15 protein-coding genes are annotated in these 18,333 nt (G+C 62.6%); all 15 read left to right on the top strand.

What is annotated here, in order from left to right:
- Positions 1-140: 140 nt before the first annotated feature.
- Positions 141-1,094, top strand: a complete 954-nt coding sequence (gene gshB, locus OCX61_RS01990) for a glutathione synthase (protein ID WP_261942391.1) — start codon at positions 141-143, stop codon at positions 1,092-1,094.
- Positions 1,095-1,185: 91 nt separating this feature from the next.
- A complete protein-coding gene (locus tag OCX61_RS01985; protein ID WP_261942390.1) occupies positions 1,186-2,091 on the top strand; it encodes an energy transducer TonB in 906 nt (301 codons plus the stop codon).
- Positions 2,092-2,250: 159 nt separating this feature from the next.
- Positions 2,251-2,820 (top strand): YqgE/AlgH family protein, encoded by a 570-nt coding sequence (locus tag OCX61_RS01980; protein ID WP_261942389.1) that lies wholly within the window; start codon positions 2,251-2,253, stop codon positions 2,818-2,820.
- Positions 2,820-3,245 (top strand): Holliday junction resolvase RuvX, encoded by a 426-nt coding sequence (gene ruvX / locus OCX61_RS01975; RefSeq protein WP_103445989.1) that lies wholly within the window; start codon positions 2,820-2,822, stop codon positions 3,243-3,245. The genes OCX61_RS01980 and ruvX overlap by 1 nt, the downstream gene beginning before the upstream one ends.
- A gap of 59 nt (positions 3,246-3,304) precedes the next feature.
- Positions 3,305-3,823, top strand: a complete 519-nt coding sequence (gene pyrR, locus OCX61_RS01970; RefSeq protein WP_261942388.1) for a bifunctional pyr operon transcriptional regulator/uracil phosphoribosyltransferase PyrR — start codon at positions 3,305-3,307, stop codon at positions 3,821-3,823.
- A 13-nt stretch (positions 3,824-3,836) separates the two neighbouring features.
- Positions 3,837-4,841 carry an aspartate carbamoyltransferase catalytic subunit gene (locus OCX61_RS01965; protein ID WP_261942387.1) on the top strand — a complete coding sequence of 335 codons (1,005 nt, stop codon included), beginning with the start codon at positions 3,837-3,839 and terminating at the stop codon, positions 4,839-4,841.
- Complete coding sequence (locus OCX61_RS01960) at positions 4,838-6,109, top strand: dihydroorotase (protein WP_261942386.1); 1,272 nt, start codon at positions 4,838-4,840, stop codon at positions 6,107-6,109. Before OCX61_RS01965 ends, OCX61_RS01960 begins: the two co-directional genes overlap by 4 nt.
- Before the next feature lie 213 nt (positions 6,110-6,322).
- Positions 6,323-6,853 carry an ATP-dependent protease subunit HslV gene (hslV, locus tag OCX61_RS01955; RefSeq protein WP_027920652.1) on the top strand — a complete coding sequence of 177 codons (531 nt, stop codon included), beginning with the start codon at positions 6,323-6,325 and terminating at the stop codon, positions 6,851-6,853.
- A 74-nt stretch (positions 6,854-6,927) separates the two neighbouring features.
- Positions 6,928-8,271, top strand: a complete 1,344-nt coding sequence (gene hslU / locus OCX61_RS01950; RefSeq protein ID WP_027920651.1) for an ATP-dependent protease ATPase subunit HslU — start codon at positions 6,928-6,930, stop codon at positions 8,269-8,271.
- Positions 8,272-8,459: 188 nt separating this feature from the next.
- Positions 8,460-8,837, top strand: a complete 378-nt coding sequence (locus OCX61_RS01945; RefSeq protein WP_012274559.1) for a gamma-butyrobetaine hydroxylase family protein — start codon at positions 8,460-8,462, stop codon at positions 8,835-8,837.
- Positions 8,838-9,190: 353 nt separating this feature from the next.
- Positions 9,191-10,870, top strand: a complete 1,680-nt coding sequence (gene phaC / locus OCX61_RS01940) for a class II poly(R)-hydroxyalkanoic acid synthase (RefSeq protein WP_261942385.1) — start codon at positions 9,191-9,193, stop codon at positions 10,868-10,870.
- Between the two features lie 63 nt (positions 10,871-10,933).
- Positions 10,934-11,785, top strand: a complete 852-nt coding sequence (phaZ, locus tag OCX61_RS01935) for a poly(3-hydroxyalkanoate) depolymerase (protein ID WP_060509739.1) — start codon at positions 10,934-10,936, stop codon at positions 11,783-11,785.
- A 52-nt stretch (positions 11,786-11,837) separates the two neighbouring features.
- Positions 11,838-13,520, top strand: coding sequence for a class II poly(R)-hydroxyalkanoic acid synthase (gene phaC, locus OCX61_RS01930; protein ID WP_261942384.1), 1,683 nt, complete (start codon positions 11,838-11,840; stop codon positions 13,518-13,520).
- Between the two features lie 13 nt (positions 13,521-13,533).
- Positions 13,534-14,148 carry a TetR/AcrR family transcriptional regulator gene (locus OCX61_RS01925; protein ID WP_261942383.1) on the top strand — a complete coding sequence of 205 codons (615 nt, stop codon included), beginning with the start codon at positions 13,534-13,536 and terminating at the stop codon, positions 14,146-14,148.
- Between the two features lie 131 nt (positions 14,149-14,279).
- Positions 14,280-18,293: a dermonecrotic toxin domain-containing protein gene (locus OCX61_RS01920; protein WP_261942382.1), complete on the top strand. Its 4,014-nt coding sequence runs from the start codon at positions 14,280-14,282 to the stop codon at positions 18,291-18,293.
- Positions 18,294-18,333: the final 40 nt, after the last annotated feature.

The raw sequence follows: 18,333 nt of genomic DNA, 5'->3' as shown, positions 1-18,333 counted from the left end.
TTGAAGCTGAGGGCATTTTTAGCACACTCCGGGGGCCCGTTCCATCTGCCGCCCCCTTGACCCGCAGCGTTCACAGCGCCACCCTGAGCCACTTTTCTTTCGATTCACCGCGGCCACGGGCCGCCAAGAGGAACCACCCCATGAGCGTTCGCCTCGGCATTGTCATGGACCCGATTGCGTCCATCTCCTACAAGAAGGATAGCTCGCTGGCCATGCTGCTGGCTGCCCAGGCCCGCGGCTGGAGCCTGTTCTACATGGAGCAGCGCGACCTGTACCACGGTGAAGGCAAGGCCCGCGCGCGCATGCGCCCGCTGAACGTGTTCGCCGACCCGGCGCGCTGGTTCGAACTGGGCGAAGAGCAGGACAGCGCCCTGGCCGAGCTGGACGTGGTGCTGATGCGCAAGGACCCGCCGTTCGACATGGAGTTCGTCTACAGCACCTACCTGCTGGAGCAGGCCGAGCGCGAAGGCGTGCTAGTGGTGAACCGCCCGCAGAGCCTGCGCGACTGCAACGAAAAGCTGTTCGCCACCCAGTTCCCGCAGTGCATGGCGCCGACCCTGGTCAGCCGCCGCGCCGACATCCTGCGTGAATTCGCCAGCACCCACGGCGACGTGATCCTCAAACCGCTGGACGGCATGGGCGGCGCCTCGGTGTTCCGCCACCGCGTAGGCGACCCCAACCTCTCGGTGATCCTCGAGACCCTCACCCAGCATGGCGGCCAGCAGATCATGGCGCAGGCCTACCTGCCCGAGATCAAGGACGGCGACAAGCGCATCCTGATGATTGACGGTGAGCCGGTCGACTACTGCCTGGCCCGTATCCCCGCCAGTGGCGAGACCCGTGGCAACCTGGCTGCCGGTGGCCGCGGCGAAGCCCGCCCACTGACCGAACGCGACCGCTGGATCGCCGCCCAGGTCGGCCCGACCTTGCGTGAAAAGGGCCTGCTGTTCGTCGGCCTCGACGTGATCGGCGACTTCCTCACGGAAATCAACGTCACCAGCCCCACCTGCATCCGCGAGATCGACGCGGCCTACAGCACCGATATCGGTGGCCAGCTGATGGATGCCATTGATCGCCAGCTCAAGGCGCGCTGACCGCCGACGCGGAGCAAATGCGCGGAGTGGGGTATGATGCCGGTCCTTTTCGACTGAGCTGCTGCCCCGCCCTGCGGTTGCTGGATACCCGATGACGCTGCCTGCCGACATCCCCGCCGACCTGCTGCCACCGCGCGTTCGCCCGGTGGATCGGCTTGGCTTTACCCTGTTCCTGGCTGCCCTGGTGCACCTGGCGCTGATCCTTGGCGTCGGTTTTACCGTGGTCAAACCGGCGGAAATCCGCCAGACCATGGACATCACCCTGGCCACCTTCAAAAGCGAGAAAGCGCCGAAGAAGGCTGATTTCCAGGCGCAGGACAACCAGCAAGGCAGCGGCACCCTGGAGAAGAAAGCAGTACCCACCACTACCGAAGTGGCGCCATTCCAGGACAGCAAGATCAACAAGGTCACCCCGCCCCCTGCGGCCAAGCCCGAGGTAGTACCGCCGCCCACGCCAGAGAAGTCCGCAGTGGCGACCAAGGCGCCGAAAGCGCAGAAGGTCGAGCCCAAGCCCAAGGAAAGCAAGCCACAGCCCAAGCCAGCGGCGGCCACGCCGGACTTTGACAGCTCGCAGCTGTCGAGCCAGATCGCCAGCCTCGAGGCGGAGCTTTCCAACGAACAGCAGATGTACGCCAAGCGCCCGCGCATTCACCGCCTGAATGCGGCTTCGACCATGCGCGACAAGGGCGCCTGGTACAAGGAAGAGTGGCGCAAGAAGGTCGAGCGGGTGGGTAACCTGAACTACCCCGACGAGGCACGCCGGCAGCAGATCTACGGCAACTTGCGGATGATGGTGTCGATCAACCGCGATGGCTCGCTGTATGAGGTGCTGGTGCTGGAGTCGTCCGGGCAACCGGTGCTGGACCAGGCAGCCCAGCGCATCGTGCGGCTGGCGGCGCCATTTGCGCCCTTTACCGGGGACCTGGCGGAGTTTGACCGGCTGGAGATCATCCGCACCTGGCGCTTTGCCCGCGGAGACCGCCTGTCCAGTAACTGATCCAACGGCCCTTTCGCGGGCAAGCCCGCTCCCACAGGAACCCCACAACGCCTCGGCTTGTGGTGTCCTGTGGGAGCGGGCTTGCCCGCGAAGAGGCCGGCAAAAACGACACAATTGCGCACCTTGTCAGCCTCGCCACCTGGCGCCACACTATCCCCCATGAAAACCCTCACACCGAGCTACCTCAAGCATCAGTTCCTGATCGCCATGCCGCACATGGCCGATCCGAACTTCGCCCAGACCCTCACGTACATCGTCGAGCACAACGCCAATGGCGCCATGGGCCTGGTGGTCAACCGGCCACAGGAGCTGAACCTGGCCGACATTCTCGAGCAGTTGCGCCCGAACGAGGTACCACCGGCCAGCACCTTGCAGGTCCCCATCTATCAGGGTGGCCCGGTGCAGACCGACCGTGGTTTCGTGCTGCACAGCAGTGAATGCAGCTTCCAGGCCACTGTGGCCCTGGAAGGGTTGTCGCTGACTACCTCGCAGGACGTGCTGCTGGCCATCGCCGCCGGGGTGGGGCCGAAACAAAGCCTCATCACGCTCGGCTATGCCGGCTGGGAAGCGGGCCAACTGGAGGCCGAACTGGCCGACAACGCCTGGCTCAACTGCCCGTTCGACCCAGAGATCATCTTCGGCCTGGCCAGCGACCTGCGCCTGGACGCCGCTGCCGCCAGCCTGGGGATCAACCTCAGCCTGCTGACCAGCCAGGCGGGGCACGCCTGATGAGTGAATTGCGTTTACTGCTGGGCTTCGACTACGGCACCAAGCAGATCGGCGTAGCCGTCGGCCAGGTGGTCACCGGCCAGGCCCGCGAGCTGTGCACCCTGAAGGCGCAGAACGGCGTACCGGACTGGGCCCAGGTGGAAAAGCTCATCGCTGAATGGAAGCCCGATGCCATCGTCGTAGGCCTGCCGCTGAATATGGACGGCACACCGAGCGAAATGAGCGAGCGCGCGGAAAAGTTCGCCCGCCGCCTCAATGGCCGCTTCAACCTGCCCGTGCACACCCACGACGAACGCCTGACCACCTTCGAGGCCAAAGGCGAGCGCCTGGCCCGTGGCGGCCAGCGCGGCAGCTACCGTGACAACCCGGTCGACGCCATCGCCGCCGCCCTGCTGCTGCAAGGCTGGCTGGAGGCCAATACCTGATCTTTTCGCGTTTACGTCGGGGCAATCACTACGCCCCCGGCGCCCCCAGGAGATACGCAATGAGCCTACCCAATCCCGCCGACCTGATCCGGCAGATGGCTGTCGACCTTCGCGCCCATCTGGCCCGCCGCAACATCACCGAGCCGCGCTTCATCGGCATCCGTACCGGCGGCGTCTGGGTTGCCCAGGCCCTGCAGCAGGAAATGGCCGACCAGAGCCCGCTCGGCACCCTGGACGTGTCGTTCTATCGCGATGACTTCAGCCAGAACGGCCTGCACCCGCAGGTGCGCCCGTCGGAGCTGCCATTCGAGGTCGAAGGCCAGCACCTGGTGCTGATCGACGACGTGCTGATGAGCGGTCGCACCATCCGCGCCGCACTCAACGAACTGTTCGATTACGGCCGCCCCGCCAGCGTCACCTTGGTCTGCCTGCTCGATCTCGATGCCGGCGAACTGCCCATCCGCCCCAATGTGCTCGGCGCCACCCTGTCGCTGGCCGCCCATGAACGGGTAAAATTGACCGGACCCGCACCGCTCGCCCTCGAGCGCCAGGACCTCGCCACCGCTTCTGCCCTTTAAGAGTCCCCTCGCGATGACGCCAATCGACGCCAAGCGCCCGCTGCAGCTCAATGATCAGGGCCAGCTGCGCCACTTTCTCTCGCTCGACGGTTTGCCCCGCGAACTGCTCACCGAGATCCTCGACACCGCCGACTCGTTCCTCGAAGTCGGCGCCCGGGCCGTGAAGAAAGTCCCGTTGCTGCGCGGCAAGACCGTGTGCAACGTGTTCTTCGAGAACTCGACCCGTACCCGCACCACCTTCGAGCTGGCTGCCCAGCGCCTGTCCGCCGACGTGATCAGCCTGAACGTGTCGACCTCCTCGACCAGCAAGGGCGAGACCCTGTTCGACACCCTGCGCAACCTCGAAGCCATGGCTGCCGACATGTTCGTCGTACGCCACTCCGACTCCGGCGCCGCACACTTCATCGCCGAGCATGTGTGCCCGGACGTCGCCGTGATCAACGGCGGTGACGGCCGCCACGCGCACCCGACCCAGGGCATGCTCGACATGCTGACCATCCGCCGCCACAAGGGCAGCTTCGAGAACCTCTCGGTGGCGATCGTCGGTGACATCCTGCACTCGCGTGTGGCCCGCTCCGACATGCTCGCGCTCAAGGCGCTGGGCTGCCCGGACATCCGCGTGATCGGCCCGAAGACCCTGATCCCGATCGGCATCGAGCAGTACGGCGTGAAGGTCTACACCGACCTCGCCGAAGGCCTGAAGGACGTCGACGTGGTGATCATGCTGCGCCTGCAGCGTGAGCGCATGGCGGGTGGCCTGCTGCCCAGCGAAGGCGAGTTCTACCGCCTGTTCGGCCTGACCACCGCACGCCTGGCCGGCGCCAAGCCTGACGCCATCGTCATGCACCCAGGCCCGATCAACCGTGGCGTGGAAATCGAATCGGCAGTGGCCGACGGCAAACACTCGGTGATCCTCAACCAGGTCACCTACGGCATCGCCGTGCGCATGGCCGTGCTGTCCATGGCCATGAGCGGGCAGAACGCGCAACGTCAATTCGACCAGGAGATCGCCCAGTGACCATCAGTATTCTTGGCGCCCGGGTCATCGACCCTGTCAGCGGCCTGGACCAGGTCACCGACCTGCACCTGGACGGCGGGCGCATCGCCGCCATCGGCGCCGCCCCGGCCGGTTTCAGCGCCAGCCGCACGATCAAGGCCGACGGCCTGATCGCCGCGCCCGGCCTGGTCGACCTCGGCGTGTCGCTGCGCGAGCCGGGCTACAGCCGCAAGGGTTCCATCGCCAGCGAAACCCGCGCCGCCGTGGCCGGCGGCGTCACCAGCCTGTGCTGCCCCCCACAGACCAAGCCCGTGCTGGACACCTCGGCAGTGGCCGAACTGATCCTTGACCGCGCCCGCGAAGCCGCCAACAGCAAGGTCTACCCGATCGGCGCCCTGACCAAGGGCCTGGAGGGCGAACAGCTGGCCGAGCTGGTTGCCCTGCGCGACACCGGTTGCGTGGCCTTCGGCAACGGCCTGAAGGAAATCCCCAACAACCGTACCCTGGCCCGCGCCCTGGAGTACGCCGCCACCTTCGACCTGACCGTGGTGTTCCACTCCCAGGACCGCGACCTGGCCCAGGGTGGCCTGGCCCACGAAGGTGCCATGGCCAGCTTCCTCGGCCTGCCGGGCATCCCCGAAACCGCCGAGACCGTGGCCCTGGCGCGCAACCTGCTGCTGGTGGAACAGACTGGCGTGCGTGCGCACTTCACCCAGATCACCAGCGCCCGTGGCGCACGGCTGATCGAGCAGGCCCAGCAGCTGGGCCTGCCGGTGACGGCCGACGTGGCGCTGTATCAGCTGATCCTCACCGACGAGTCGCTGCGTGAGTTCTCCAGCCTGTACCACGTGCAACCGCCACTGCGCACCGCCGCCGACCGCGACGGCCTGCGCGCGGCGGTGAAATCGGGGGTGATCCAGGCGATCTCCAGCCACCACCAGCCCCACGAGCGTGATGCCAAGCTGGCTCCGTTCGGCGCCACCGAACCGGGCATCAGCAGCGTCGAACTGCTGCTGCCGCTGGCCATGACCCTGGTCGAGGACGGCCTGCTCGACCTGCCGACCCTGCTGGCCCGCCTGAGCAGCGGCCCGGCCAAGGCCATGCGCCTGCCGGCCGGTGAGCTGAAAGTCGGCGGCGCAGCCGACCTGGTGCTGTTCGACGCCAAGGCCTCGACGATTGCCGGCGAGCAATGGTTGTCGCGCGGCGACAACTGCCCGTTCATCGGCCACTGCCTGCCGGCTGCCGTGCGTTATACCTTGGTCGATGGGCACGTCTGCCACGAGGCCTGAGTAGGGCCCTTCGCGGGTAAACCCGCTCCCACAGGGACCCTGCTGCCCTCAGGCGCAGCACTATACCTGTGGGAGCGGGTTTACCCGCGAAGGAAGCAACGCAGATATTCCTGCCAAGCGCGACCATTCATCCCCCGCGGTTGAAATCTTCCCCCCCACCCCCATATGAGTCTGCATCAGGCAATTTTGCCCCGCTGCGTGGAGACTCTCCCCTTGACCACCATCGTTTCTGTCCGCCGTAACGGCAAAGTCGTCATGGGCGGCGACGGCCAGGTATCCCTCGGCAACACCGTGATGAAAGGCAACGCCAAGAAGGTTCGTCGCCTGTACAACGGCGAAGTGATCGCCGGTTTCGCCGGTGCCACCGCCGACGCCTTCACCCTGTTCGAGCGCTTTGAAGCCCAGCTGCAGAAACACTCCGGCCACCTGGTACGCGCCGCCGTCGAGCTGGCCAAGGAATGGCGTACCGACCGCTCCCTGAGCCGCCTGGAGGCCATGCTGGCGGTGGCCAACAAGGACGCATCGCTGATCATTACCGGCAACGGTGACGTGGTCGAACCGGAAGACGGCCTGATCGCCATGGGTTCCGGTGGTGGCTATGCCCAGGCTGCGGCCCGTGCCCTGCTGAACAAGACCGACCTGTCGGCCCGGGAAATCACCGAGGCTGCCCTGAACATCGCCGGTGACATCTGCGTGTTCACCAACCACAACCTGACCATCGAGGAGCAGGACCTGGCCGAGTAATCAGCTGTTCTGGCGTCCCGCTCATAGCGGGACTTTTCCACGCCGAGCACTCTGCCCAAGGACCATTTTTGATCATGTCCATGACCCCCCGCGAGATCGTCCACGAACTCAACCGCCACATCATCGGCCAGGACGACGCCAAACGCGCCGTCGCCATCGCCCTGCGCAACCGCTGGCGGCGCATGCAGCTCCCCGCCGAGCTGCGTGCCGAAGTGACACCGAAGAACATCCTGATGATCGGCCCTACCGGCGTCGGCAAGACCGAAATCGCCCGCCGCCTGGCCAAGCTGGCCAACGCGCCGTTCCTCAAGGTCGAAGCGACCAAGTTCACCGAAGTGGGCTACGTCGGCCGCGACGTCGAGTCGATCATCCGTGACCTGGCCGATGCCGCGCTGAAAATGCTGCGCGAGCAGGAAATCGTCCGCGTCCGCCACCGCGCCGAAGACGCCGCCGAAGACCGCATCCTCGACGCCCTGCTGCCACAGGCGCGGGTCAGCAGCTTCAGCGAAGAAGCCGCGCAGACCAGCACCGACTCCAACACTCGCCAGCTGTTCCGCAAGCGCCTGCGCGAAGGTCAGCTGGACGACAAGGAAATCGAGATCGAAGTGGCCGAGAACATGGGCGTCGAAATCGCCGCGCCACCCGGCATGGAAGAGATGACCAACCAGCTGCAGAGCCTGTTCGCCAACATGGGCAAGGGCAAGCGCAAGACCCGCAAGCTGAAGGTCAAGGAAGCGCTGAAGATGGTGCGCGACGAGGAAGCCAGCCGCCTGGTCAACGAGGAAGAGCTCAAGGGCAAGGCCCTGGAAGCGGTCGAGCAGCACGGCATCGTGTTCATCGACGAAATCGACAAGGTGGCCAAGCGCGGCAACGTCGGCGGTGCCGATGTATCCCGTGAAGGCGTGCAGCGTGACCTGCTGCCGCTGATCGAAGGCTGCACGGTAAACACCAAGCTGGGCATGGTCAAGACCGACCACATCCTGTTCATTGCCTCTGGTGCGTTCCACCTGAGCAAGCCGAGCGACCTGGTGCCAGAGCTGCAAGGCCGCCTGCCGATCCGCGTCGAACTGAAGGCGCTGACCCCGGAAGACTTCGAGCGCATCCTGCAAGAGCCGCATGCCTCGCTGACCGAGCAGTACAGTGCGCTGCTGAAGACCGAAGGCCTGAACATCGAGTTCGCTGCCGACGGCATCAAGCGCCTGGCCGAGATTGCCTATCAGGTCAACGAAAAGACCGAGAACATCGGTGCCCGCCGCCTGCACACCCTGCTCGAGCGCCTGCTCGAAGAAGTGTCGTTCAGTGCCGGTGACCTGGCCAGTACCCACGACGAAGCACCGATCCTGATCGATGCGGCGTATGTGAATGGCCACCTGGGTGAACTGGCACAGAACGAAGACCTGTCGCGCTACATCCTGTAAGACCACAGGGGGCCGCTTCGCGGCCCAATCGCCGGCAAGCTCGGCTCCCACAGGTACAGCGCATGGCTTGAGGTCGATGCGGTCGTGTGGGAGCCGGCTTGCCGGCGATGGGCTGCGCAGCAGCCCCACTTGCACAATGGCCTGAATCACTCGAAGCTTGCGCCATCAGCTCCCGAGAGATTCAAGCCATGGCCCGCCTGCCCACCGCCATCAACCTGCACAAAGCCTCCAAGACCCTCAGCCTCACCTACGCCCCCGGCGAGGTCTATCAGCTGCCCGCCGAATTCCTGCGCGTGCACTCGCCTTCCGCCGAGGTCCAGGGCCACGGCAATCCCATCCTGCAATTTGGCAAGATCAACGTCGGACTCGTCGGCCTGGAACCGGCTGGCCAATATGCACTGAAACTGACCTTCGATGACGGCCATGACAGCGGCCTGTTCACCTGGGAGTACCTCGAGCAACTGTGCCTGCGCCAGGAGCAGCTGTGGGCCGAGTACCTCGATGAACTGCACAAGGCCGGCAAGTCCCGCGACCCGGCCGAATCGGTGGTCAAACTCATGCTCTAACTCAAGCCTTCCATGCTTTAGAGCGCATTTTCTAATCTCATCTGTTTGAATGCCTTACAGACAACTCTTCAACGGGTTGTCTTGCGCATTACATGAAAGTCGGGTAACCAATGGAGCTGGCAAGTTCCCTGCATTGCCTTTCGGGCAATCAGGCACTGGCCGGTATGTAGAGGTCGCGAGCGAAAGCAGGCTGTCTTCACACGCAGAATCCCCCGCAGCTCATCGCCGAATGCATCCGGCCCGCAGCACCGCTGTTCCTTATCACTGGTCACCCGAGTAGCAGTACCGGGCTGTCCGCTGTGCGTTGCGCCACAGCAATCCGGTACTCGTCTCAGGACAACGGAGCGTCGTAGATGAGTAACAAGAACAACGATGAGTTGCAGCGGCAAGCCTCGGAAAACACCCTGGGGCTGAACCCGGTCATCGGCATCCGCCGCAAGGACCTGCTGAGCTCTGCGCGTACCGTGCTGCGTCAGGCCGTGCGCCAACCGCTGCACAGCGCCAAGCACGTCGCGCACTTCGGCCTGGAGCTGAAGAACGTGCTGCTGGGCAAGTCCAGCCTCGCCCCGGAAGGTGACGACCGTCGCTTCCAGGACCCAGCCTGGAGCAAGAACCCGCTGTACCGCCGTTACCTGCAGACTTACCTGGCCTGGCGCAAGGAACTGCAGGAGTGGATCGGCAACAGTGACCTGTCGCCCCAGGACATCAGCCGTGGTCAGTTCGTGATCAACCTGATGACCGAAGCCATGGCACCGACCAACACCCTGTCCAACCCGGCGGCGGTCAAACGCTTCTTCGAAACCGGCGGCAAGAGCCTGCTGGACGGCCTGTCCAACCTGGCCAAGGACGTGGTCAACAACGGTGGCATGCCCAGCCAGGTCAACATGGACGCGTTCGAGGTCGGCAAGAACCTTGGCACCAGCGAAGGCGCCGTGGTCTACCGCAACGATGTGCTGGAGCTGATCCAGTACAGCCCGATCACCGAGCAGGTGCATGCCCGCCCGCTGCTGGTGGTGCCACCGCAGATCAACAAGTTCTACGTCTTCGACCTGAGCCCGGAAAAGAGCCTGGCGCGCTTCTGCCTGCGTTCGCAGCAGCAGACCTTCATCATCAGCTGGCGCAACCCGACCAAGGCCCAGCGCGAGTGGGGCCTGTCGACCTACATCGATGCGCTGAAGGAAGCGGTCGACGCGGTACTGGCGATTACCGGCAGCAAAGACCTGAACATGCTCGGCGCCTGCTCCGGCGGTATTACCTGCACCGCCCTGGTCGGCCACTACGCCGCGCTGGGTGAGCAGAAGGTCAACGCCCTGACCCTGCTGGTCAGCGTGCTCGACACCACGATGGACACCGAGGTCGCCCTGTTCGTCGACGAACAGACGCTCGAGGCGGCCAAGCGCCACTCTTACCAGTCCGGGGTGCTCGAAGGCAGCGACATGGCCAAGGTGTTCGCCTGGATGCGCCCCAACGACCTGATCTGGAACTACTGGGTCAACAACTACCTGCTCGGCAACGAGCCTCCGGTGTTCGACATCCTGTTCTGGAACAACGACACCACGCGCTTGCCCGCAGCCTTCCACGGCGACCTGATCGAACTGTTCAAGAACAACCCGCTGACCCGCCCGGATGCCCTGGAAGTGTGCGGCACCGCCATCGACCTGAAGAACGTCCAGTGCGACATCTTCAGCGTCGCCGGCACCTCCGACCACATCACCCCGTGGCAATCGTGCTACCGCTCGGCGCACCTGTTCGGCGGCAAGATCGAGTTCGTGCTGTCCAACAGCGGCCACATCCAGAGCATCCTCAACCCACCCGGCAACCCCAAGGCCCGCTTCATGACCGGCGCCGACCGCCCGGGCGACCCGGTGGCCTGGCAGGAGAACGCTGAAAAGCATGCCGACTCCTGGTGGCTGCACTGGCAGACCTGGCTGGGTGAGCGCGCTGGCGAGCTGAAAAAGGCCCCGACGCGCCTGGGTAACCGCGCTTATGTCGCCGGCGAGGCTGCACCGGGGACTTACGTCCACGAGCGTTGAGTCGCAATGCCGTGGCCGCTTGGAGCGTGCCACGGTACATTTTCAAGCCACAGAGCCACGCGCATGCCGCTACCCTACATATTCCGCACCGTAGAGCTGGACGACCAATCCATCCGTACTGCGGTGCGCCCGGGCAAGCCGCACCTGACGCCGCTGCTGATCTTCAACGGCATCGGCGCCAACCTGGAGCTGGTGTTCCCGTTCATCGAAGCACTGGACCCGGACCTGGAAGTCATCGCCTTCGACGTCCCCGGCGTGGGCGGCTCATCCACCCCGCGCCACCCGTACCGTTTTCCCGGCCTGGCCAAGTTGACCGCACGCATGCTCGACTACCTGGACTACGGCCAGGTCAATGTCATCGGCGTGTCCTGGGGTGGCGCCCTGGCCCAGCAGTTCGCCCATGACTATCCCGAGCGCTGCAAGAAGCTGGTGCTGGCGGCCACTGCTGCCGGTGCGGTGATGGTGCCGGGCAAACCCAAGGTGCTGTGGATGATGGCAAGCCCCCGGCGCTACGTGCAGCCATCCCATGTCATCCGCATCGCGCCGCTGATCTATGGCGGCGGTTTTCGCCGCGACCCGGACCTGGCCATGCACCACGCAGCCAAGGTGCGCTCCGGCGGCAAGCTGGGCTACTACTGGCAGCTGTTCGCCGGGCTGGGCTGGACCAGCATTCACTGGCTGCACAAGATCCAGCAACCGACTCTGGTGCTGGCCGGCGACGACGATCCGTTGATCCCGCTGATCAACATGCGCCTGCTGGCCTGGCGAATTCCCAATGCCCAGCTACACATTATCGACGACGGTCATCTGTTCCTGATCACCCGGGCCGAGGCCGTCGCCCCCATCATCATGAAGTTTCTCCAGCAAGAACGTCAGCGCGCGGTCATGCACCCCAGCCCGGCCTCTGGTGGCTGAATTGTTGCTTGCTGCATGAACCCGACCGTGGCCTGACAAGGGAGTTGTTGCCATGAAAGAAAAACCGGCCAAAGGAACGTCAACGCTCCCCGCCACCAGCATGAACGTACAGAACGCCATCCTTGGCCTGCGCGGTCGCGACCTGATTTCCACCTTGCGCAGTGTTGGCCGCCATGGCCTGCGCAACCCGCTGCACACCGCCCGCCACCTGCTGGCCTTGAGCGGCCAGCTGGGCCGGGTGATGCTCGGCGACACGCCCTATCAGCCGAGCGCGCGCGATACACGTTTCAGCGATCCGACCTGGAGCCAGAACCCGTTCTACCGGCGCGGCCTGCAGGCCTACCTGGCCTGGCAGAAACAGACCCGCCTGTGGATCGATGAAAGCCATCTGAACGATGATGATCGGGCCCGTGCGCACTTTCTGTTCACCCTGATCAACGACGCCCTGGCACCAAGCAACTCGCTGCTCAACCCGCTGGCGGTCAAGGAGCTGTTCAATACCGGCGGGCAAAGCCTGGTACGCGGTGTCGCCCACCTGCTCGATGATTTGCGTCACAACGACGGCCTGCCGCGCCAGGTGGACGAGCGCGCCTTCGAAGTCGGCGGCAACCTGGCCGCCACGCCCGGCGCGGTAGTGTTCCGCAACGATCAGCTGGAGCTCATCCAGTACAAGCCGATGAGCGAGAAGCAGCACGCCCGGCCCGTGCTGGTGGTGCCGCCACAGATCAACAAGTACTACATCTTCGACCTGCAGCCGACCAACAGCTTCGTCCAGTACATGCTCAAGAACGGCTTGCAGGTGTTCATGGTCAGCTGGCGCAACCCCGACCCACGCCACCGTGAGTGGGGCCTGTCGAGTTACGTACAGGCGCTGGAAGAAGCGCTCAACGCCTGCCGCAGCATCAGCGGCAACCGTGACCCGAACCTGATGGGTGCCTGCGCCGGTGGCTTGACCATGGCCGCGCTGCAGGGTCACCTGCAGGCCAAGCACCAGCTGCGCCGGGTACGTAGCGCCACTTACCTGGTCAGCCTGCTCGACAGCAAGTTCGACAGCCCCGCCAGCCTGTTCGCCGACGAGCAGACCATCGAGGCAGCCAAGCGTCGCTCGTACCAGCGCGGCGTGCTGGACGGTGGCGAAGTGGCACGGATTTTCGCCTGGATGCGGCCTAACGACCTGATCTGGAATTACTGGGTCAACAACTACCTGCTCGGCAAGACCCCGCCAGCCTTCGACATTCTTTACTGGAACGCCGACAGCACACGCCTGCCGGCCGCCCTGCATGGCGACTTGCTGGACTTTTTCAAGGTCAACCCACTGACCCACCCTGCGGGCCTGGAAGTGTGCGGCACACCGATCGACCTCAAGCAGGTCGACCTCGACAGCTTCACCGTAGCTGGCAGCAACGACCACATCACGCCATGGGACGCAGTGTATCGCTCGGCCATGCTGCTCGGTGGCGACCGGCAGTTCGTGCTGGCCAACAGCGGGCACATCCAGAGCATCATCAACCCGCCGGGCAACCCCAAGGCGTACTACCTGGAAAACCCCAAGCTCTCCAGCGACCCACGCGCCTGGTTCCATGACGCGCAGCGCCGTGACGGCAGCTGGTGGCCGCTGTGGCTGGAGTGGATCACGCCGCGCTCCGGCCCGCTCAAGGCGCCACGCACGGAGCTGGGTAACGCCACCTATCCACCGCTGGGCCCTGCGCCAGGCACCTATGTCCTGACCCGATGAGCACCACGACTGGATGAAGACCCGCGACCGTATCCTCGAGTGCGCCCTGCAGCTGTTCAACTCACAGGGCGAACCCAATGTATCGACACTGGAGATTGCCAACGAACTGGGCATCAGCCCGGGCAACCTGTACTACCACTTCCACGGTAAGGAGCCGCTGATTCACGGGTTGTTCGACCGTTTCGAGGAAGCGCTGATGCCATTGCTCGACCCACCGCTGGAGGTGCGCCTGGAGGCCGAGGACTACTGGCTGTTCCTGCACCTGATCGTCGAACGCATGGCCCAGTACCGGTTTCTGTTCCAGGACCTGTCCAACCTGACCGGGCGCCTGCCCAAGCTGGCACGGGGCATGCGCAGCCTGATCAATGCGCTCAAGCGCACGCTGGCGGCACTGCTGGCCAGCCTCAAGGGCCAGGGGCAAGTGGTCAGTGAGACGCAAGCACTGGGGCAACTGGTGGAACAGATCACCCTGACCTTGATGTTCTCGCTGGACTACCAGCGGGTGCTGGGGCGCGAGGGCGACGTGGGCATCGTGGTGTATCAGGTGATGATGCTGGTGGCGCCGCATCTGCAGGAACAGGCACGGGGGGCAGCCGAGACGTTGGCAGTGCGGTATCTGGAGGGATAGCACTCGCCCAAGCTCACTGCATGGGACTGCACGGGCACGTAGATTCGCACTGCGGGTGCCGTAAACATATACGGCAGTGGCCATCGGGCTCGTGCTCAGACTGAGGCTCCATGCCAACAGTGAGCCAAGCCATGCCCCCCTCCCTTACCTTCGAAACCCTCGTTGCCAGCCAATTCTCTGATCGCCCGACTCTGCATCAGGTATTGGATATCAATGCATCGAAGATTCTGCTCACGCATTGCCCGCGAATTGCAGACCTGGACTCGCTGGAAGAGCTCTTTCTCATCCGCGAAAGCGCTCCAAACAAGCCTGTGAACATGGGAGAGCTGTTGCTCGAAACCTTCATGAAAGGTGAACCACTGACGCTTTCCGGCACTGATCATCTCGCCCTGACCACCTCGGCTGATGCGACTGAGAAATACGCACTCGGCGCTGGCGTCGCCGAGTCGTTGAACGCGGAACTGACCACGCTGCTCAATGGCCTGCTCCAGACGTTCGAAGAAGCTCAAGTCTCATTCTGGAATGCCTTGGCGGGCGGACTTGACGTTACTCGACTGCGATGGATGGAGCACGTATTGAAAGTCGCCTTGCTGACCTGCATCGAGCGACAAGGGCTAGGGGCCCACGAGAAAAAAAGCCTCTATGCCGCATTGGATGGCGACTCGGTGACAAGCCAGGCGTTCGCGCTACGGGTCAGCCTGCTGTATCAAGGGCTGAGCACTGAGTTGAAGCTGGCAGATTGGCTACTGATCGACAAGTCCAGCACCGAGGCGACCTACCTTTGGTGCAAGCCCTGCGGAATCGTTCATGGTTTCAGGAGTGAACAAGAACTGGGCAGCGCAATGCAGGCAGCGATGGCTGACCGTCATGACTTCGATGAACTGCATTGGTCGCACCATCCGCTGTCGATCAATCCGTTCGAATTCCAGGCTCTGCAATTACTCGCTGGCAGTATTGAAGGCGTCGAAAGCCTGGAACTCGGTTCATTCGAAAGCGCAGAGAAACTGCAAGAGCAGTTACATCACCTCAGCGACCCTGCCAGCCATTTTTCCGATTTGATCCAGATTGACGAGCACACATGGGAGAGCCTCATACCGAACTGGGTAAGACAAGCTTCACCCCAGCATCATTATGATTACGGTCGACTGCTGATGGAATGGGTCGTTGCCCAAACTAACAGCCACTATTCGTTGGGCAGCACCCATGTAGAAAGCATCGAGCAATATGCCATACGCCGCCTGTGCGAACAGATGCACACCGATCACCCGCAGCAGACCGCTCTCGATCCCAATCTGCTGATGATCACGGTTGAGGCCAACGAATCCACCGTCCCCATTGAAGATGTGTTTTCCGATATCGCGCTCCGACCGGCAACGCCAGACATCTCGACGCGTGATATCAGCCTTGCTCAGCTGGCGATCTTCAGGCTTGACGTAGACAAGGGTGAGTTCACGACACAGGTCCGCAGACGTGATAACGACCAACCCTTGCCTGACGGGTTGACACTTGAGTATCTAGAGAGCCTGATCGAGACGGTGGATATCGGCAGGACTTATCCATGCTATCTGAAGCAACAACTTGATGTCGCAGCCACTCACCCGGGCTGGCTTCGGGACTGCGCCCAGGCCTGGCGCAAGAGCCTCTTGCTCAATGCATTCAAAGCCGTTGCTACGAACCGCTTGAGCGCGGATGCGTTCAACATGATCGCCGACTTCTGTAACGCTCCCGAGGCGCACGGCCAGCTGGTCAGCATTGCGCCGCTTGCCTTTCAGACCGGACCGCAACCGAACAGTCAGGATGTCGTCGCCGGCATGTTTGTACTGCACTTGCCTTCACTGGGTCGCTGGCTGCTTCACCGCCCTTGGCAGCAGGACAACGCCTTGCTCGAGTTTGACGCCTTCAAGGGCATTCTGGAAAAGCTCATCCAGGATGAAAACCTACAGGCGAGCATTCTTCGCTGGATGGATGAAAAGGCCAGCACCCTTCATGCGATCGAGGGTTTGGCCCATCCCCATTTAAAATCCCTCCTCGAATCGACCCTGGAGTTCCTGAACCCCGAACGCGCTCTGCTGATGGACCTCCAACCCAAGCCATTGATGATATTCGCGCCCTTCCAGGGTGAGCTGGATCATCATCTTTATGAATCCTGGATCCTGTACCTTTCCAGGCTGTCCATGGCCCAGTCGCCTTCCAATGCCAAGCTCCGCTATGAACAGTGGAGGCAGATCGCATGGGCAATATTCGATGTGACATCAATGTTCGCCTATGGATGGGTGGGCGACATGGTCGTATTGATCAATACCCTGCGAACTCTCGAGCAAGACCTTCCAGCCCTCGCCGAAGGTGGCGATACCCAGAAAGCAGGGGCATTTGTTGACCTCTTGTACAACGCAATCATGGTGACGATGCATGGCGCAGGCAAAATCCATGAGGCATCCGCCCTCCCTGACTCCACGCCAACAAGCCTTGAAGGCAAAGTCAGCCCTGCGCGAAACAAGAGGGACACCTTCGACGAGCCCATGCCCAGCGCAGAAGCTGTCAACAGAACGTCGGAAAGCAGGCTGCCAGCCGATGAGCCGCACGGGCAAGCCGAGGCCTTGCAGGCCAGGATCGACCAGCATGAACAAAAACTGAAGAGCATCGAGGATGCCATCGAACGACGCGAGAAGGACCTGGGTGATGCCGCATCACTGCATCCAGAACCTGACGCTCTTGCTCTGCACGTCTTTCTGCAGGTCAAAAAATTGGGCCAGTTGGTAGCTGCCCTCGAACAAGCTACTCAAGGCAGGATGAGGGCGAACAGGCATTTCGCCGAAAACCTGAAAAAGCTCGGGCGCTACCGGGCGAGGCTGAACAGCGTCAATGATAGTTACTTCAGACTCACGAGAGATCGATTGACGGAGATACAGGTGCCAGATGGGCCTGGCGCATCCTTTGAGGACTACAACTACTATCAGTCGGCACTCAGAAACAACGTCAAACACCGACTCAAGTTACTGGAATCGCTAGCGCTGTTTGAAGACGCCCCGCCTGCCCAGCCGGGTAAGCCATCACCCAAACAGCGATTATTTGCGCAAGGCATGACTGAACTCAAGGTACTCGGCGATGTGAATAAAGAGCTTGAGCAGTTGTCGGTACTGCCACCTATCACCATCCATGATGTTCCCGACCGGCCGCTATCGTCCCGATTCGATGAGGTGTTGGTCACGCAGAAGGCCATCGAGTCATCACCTGAGGCATTCAGCGATGTGGAGAGGGTCGAGAAGCTCGGCGAAGCGCTGGATACCTACAACGCCTCCATCGCCAGGGTCGAATATGCACTGAAGGATCCCGACCCTTGGTTGGACAGCAAACGGCTCGGTGAACTGCTGAATTATCTGAAAAAGCTCAAGCGCCTTACCCTGAGGCAGCTCGACGAAGCGACACATGTGCAATTTTCCAGCGACACCGGTACAACGAAACCGCCGAGCACCCACAAGGTACCTGCAGAACAGATAAAAGCCACGCCTGCCCCAGCGCCCCTTGGCAAAGCAAGAATAAAGCACATAAAACAGATGCTGATGAATGCTGACCAAACGTTCAGCACATACGCGAAAGACTACGGTAGCCAACCCAGTACATTGGCCAACTTGATGGATGACTATATCGAAGGGCTCAAGCGCGCGGCCGCCGATGTTGTCGCCGCTGCCTCCCCACCCGAAGGGCTCGAGCGGAAACTACAGATGGCTGTCACGGAACTGGAGGAAAGATCACTCGCGCTACAGATCGAGGCTCGAATGAAAAGCCCTCTGCCAGATGTCGACTCACTGCATTACTTGTTGGCACACGACAAGGTGTATTTACGAGCGGACACAACCAATAAGCGCCTGCAGCGCGCAGACGACTTTCTCGACGTTTATACGATTCATCGACGGTCCGACGGCAGCAAATTGCTGTGGCAAGCACATTTCCATTATGGGCGGGACGTCAAGGATCCACTGGACTTCAGCGCCGGTCACCTGAAGTCAGGACAGTCCCCCAGCTACCGGATGATGAGTGCGCGAGCCATTGGCGCAAGCCAGAGGATTGATGTGAGCCGCGCCGTCCTGAAAAAAGACACGGCCAAACAACTAATCCCCTTTCCCAAGCAGCGCAAGCTGGCTTGAGTGCCACCGAGCACCCGCATAAAAGGCCCGCTGGGCCGGC

The organism is Pseudomonas sp. LRP2-20, from assembly GCF_024349685.1.
Classification (GTDB): Bacteria; Pseudomonadota; Gammaproteobacteria; order Pseudomonadales; family Pseudomonadaceae; genus Aquipseudomonas.
Note: the sequence above shows the minus strand (reverse complement) of the source record. Positions and strands in the feature narration are given on the sequence as shown.

Bases quoted from the DNA above. Each gene is read 5' to 3' on its own strand.
- OCX61_RS01985 (WP_261942390.1), top strand. From the start codon at position 1,186: ATGACGCTGCCTGCCGACATCCCCGCCGACCTGCTGCCACCGCGCGTT.
- OCX61_RS01920 (WP_261942382.1), top strand. From the start codon at position 14,280: ATGCCCCCCTCCCTTACCTTCGAAACCCTCGTTGCCAGCCAATTCTCT.
- phaZ (WP_060509739.1), top strand. From the start codon at position 10,934: ATGCCGCTACCCTACATATTCCGCACCGTAGAGCTGGACGACCAATCC.
- hslU (WP_027920651.1), top strand. From the start codon at position 6,928: ATGTCCATGACCCCCCGCGAGATCGTCCACGAACTCAACCGCCACATC.
- ruvX (WP_103445989.1), top strand. From the start codon at position 2,820: ATGAGTGAATTGCGTTTACTGCTGGGCTTCGACTACGGCACCAAGCAG.
- OCX61_RS01925 (WP_261942383.1), top strand. From the start codon at position 13,534: ATGAAGACCCGCGACCGTATCCTCGAGTGCGCCCTGCAGCTGTTCAAC.
- phaC (WP_261942384.1), top strand. From the start codon at position 11,838: ATGAAAGAAAAACCGGCCAAAGGAACGTCAACGCTCCCCGCCACCAGC.
- OCX61_RS01965 (WP_261942387.1), top strand. From the start codon at position 3,837: ATGACGCCAATCGACGCCAAGCGCCCGCTGCAGCTCAATGATCAGGGC.
- OCX61_RS01980 (WP_261942389.1), top strand. From the start codon at position 2,251: ATGAAAACCCTCACACCGAGCTACCTCAAGCATCAGTTCCTGATCGCC.
- OCX61_RS01945 (WP_012274559.1), top strand. From the start codon at position 8,460: ATGGCCCGCCTGCCCACCGCCATCAACCTGCACAAAGCCTCCAAGACC.
- gshB (WP_261942391.1), top strand. From the start codon at position 141: ATGAGCGTTCGCCTCGGCATTGTCATGGACCCGATTGCGTCCATCTCC.
- pyrR (WP_261942388.1), top strand. From the start codon at position 3,305: ATGAGCCTACCCAATCCCGCCGACCTGATCCGGCAGATGGCTGTCGAC.
- phaC (WP_261942385.1), top strand. From the start codon at position 9,191: ATGAGTAACAAGAACAACGATGAGTTGCAGCGGCAAGCCTCGGAAAAC.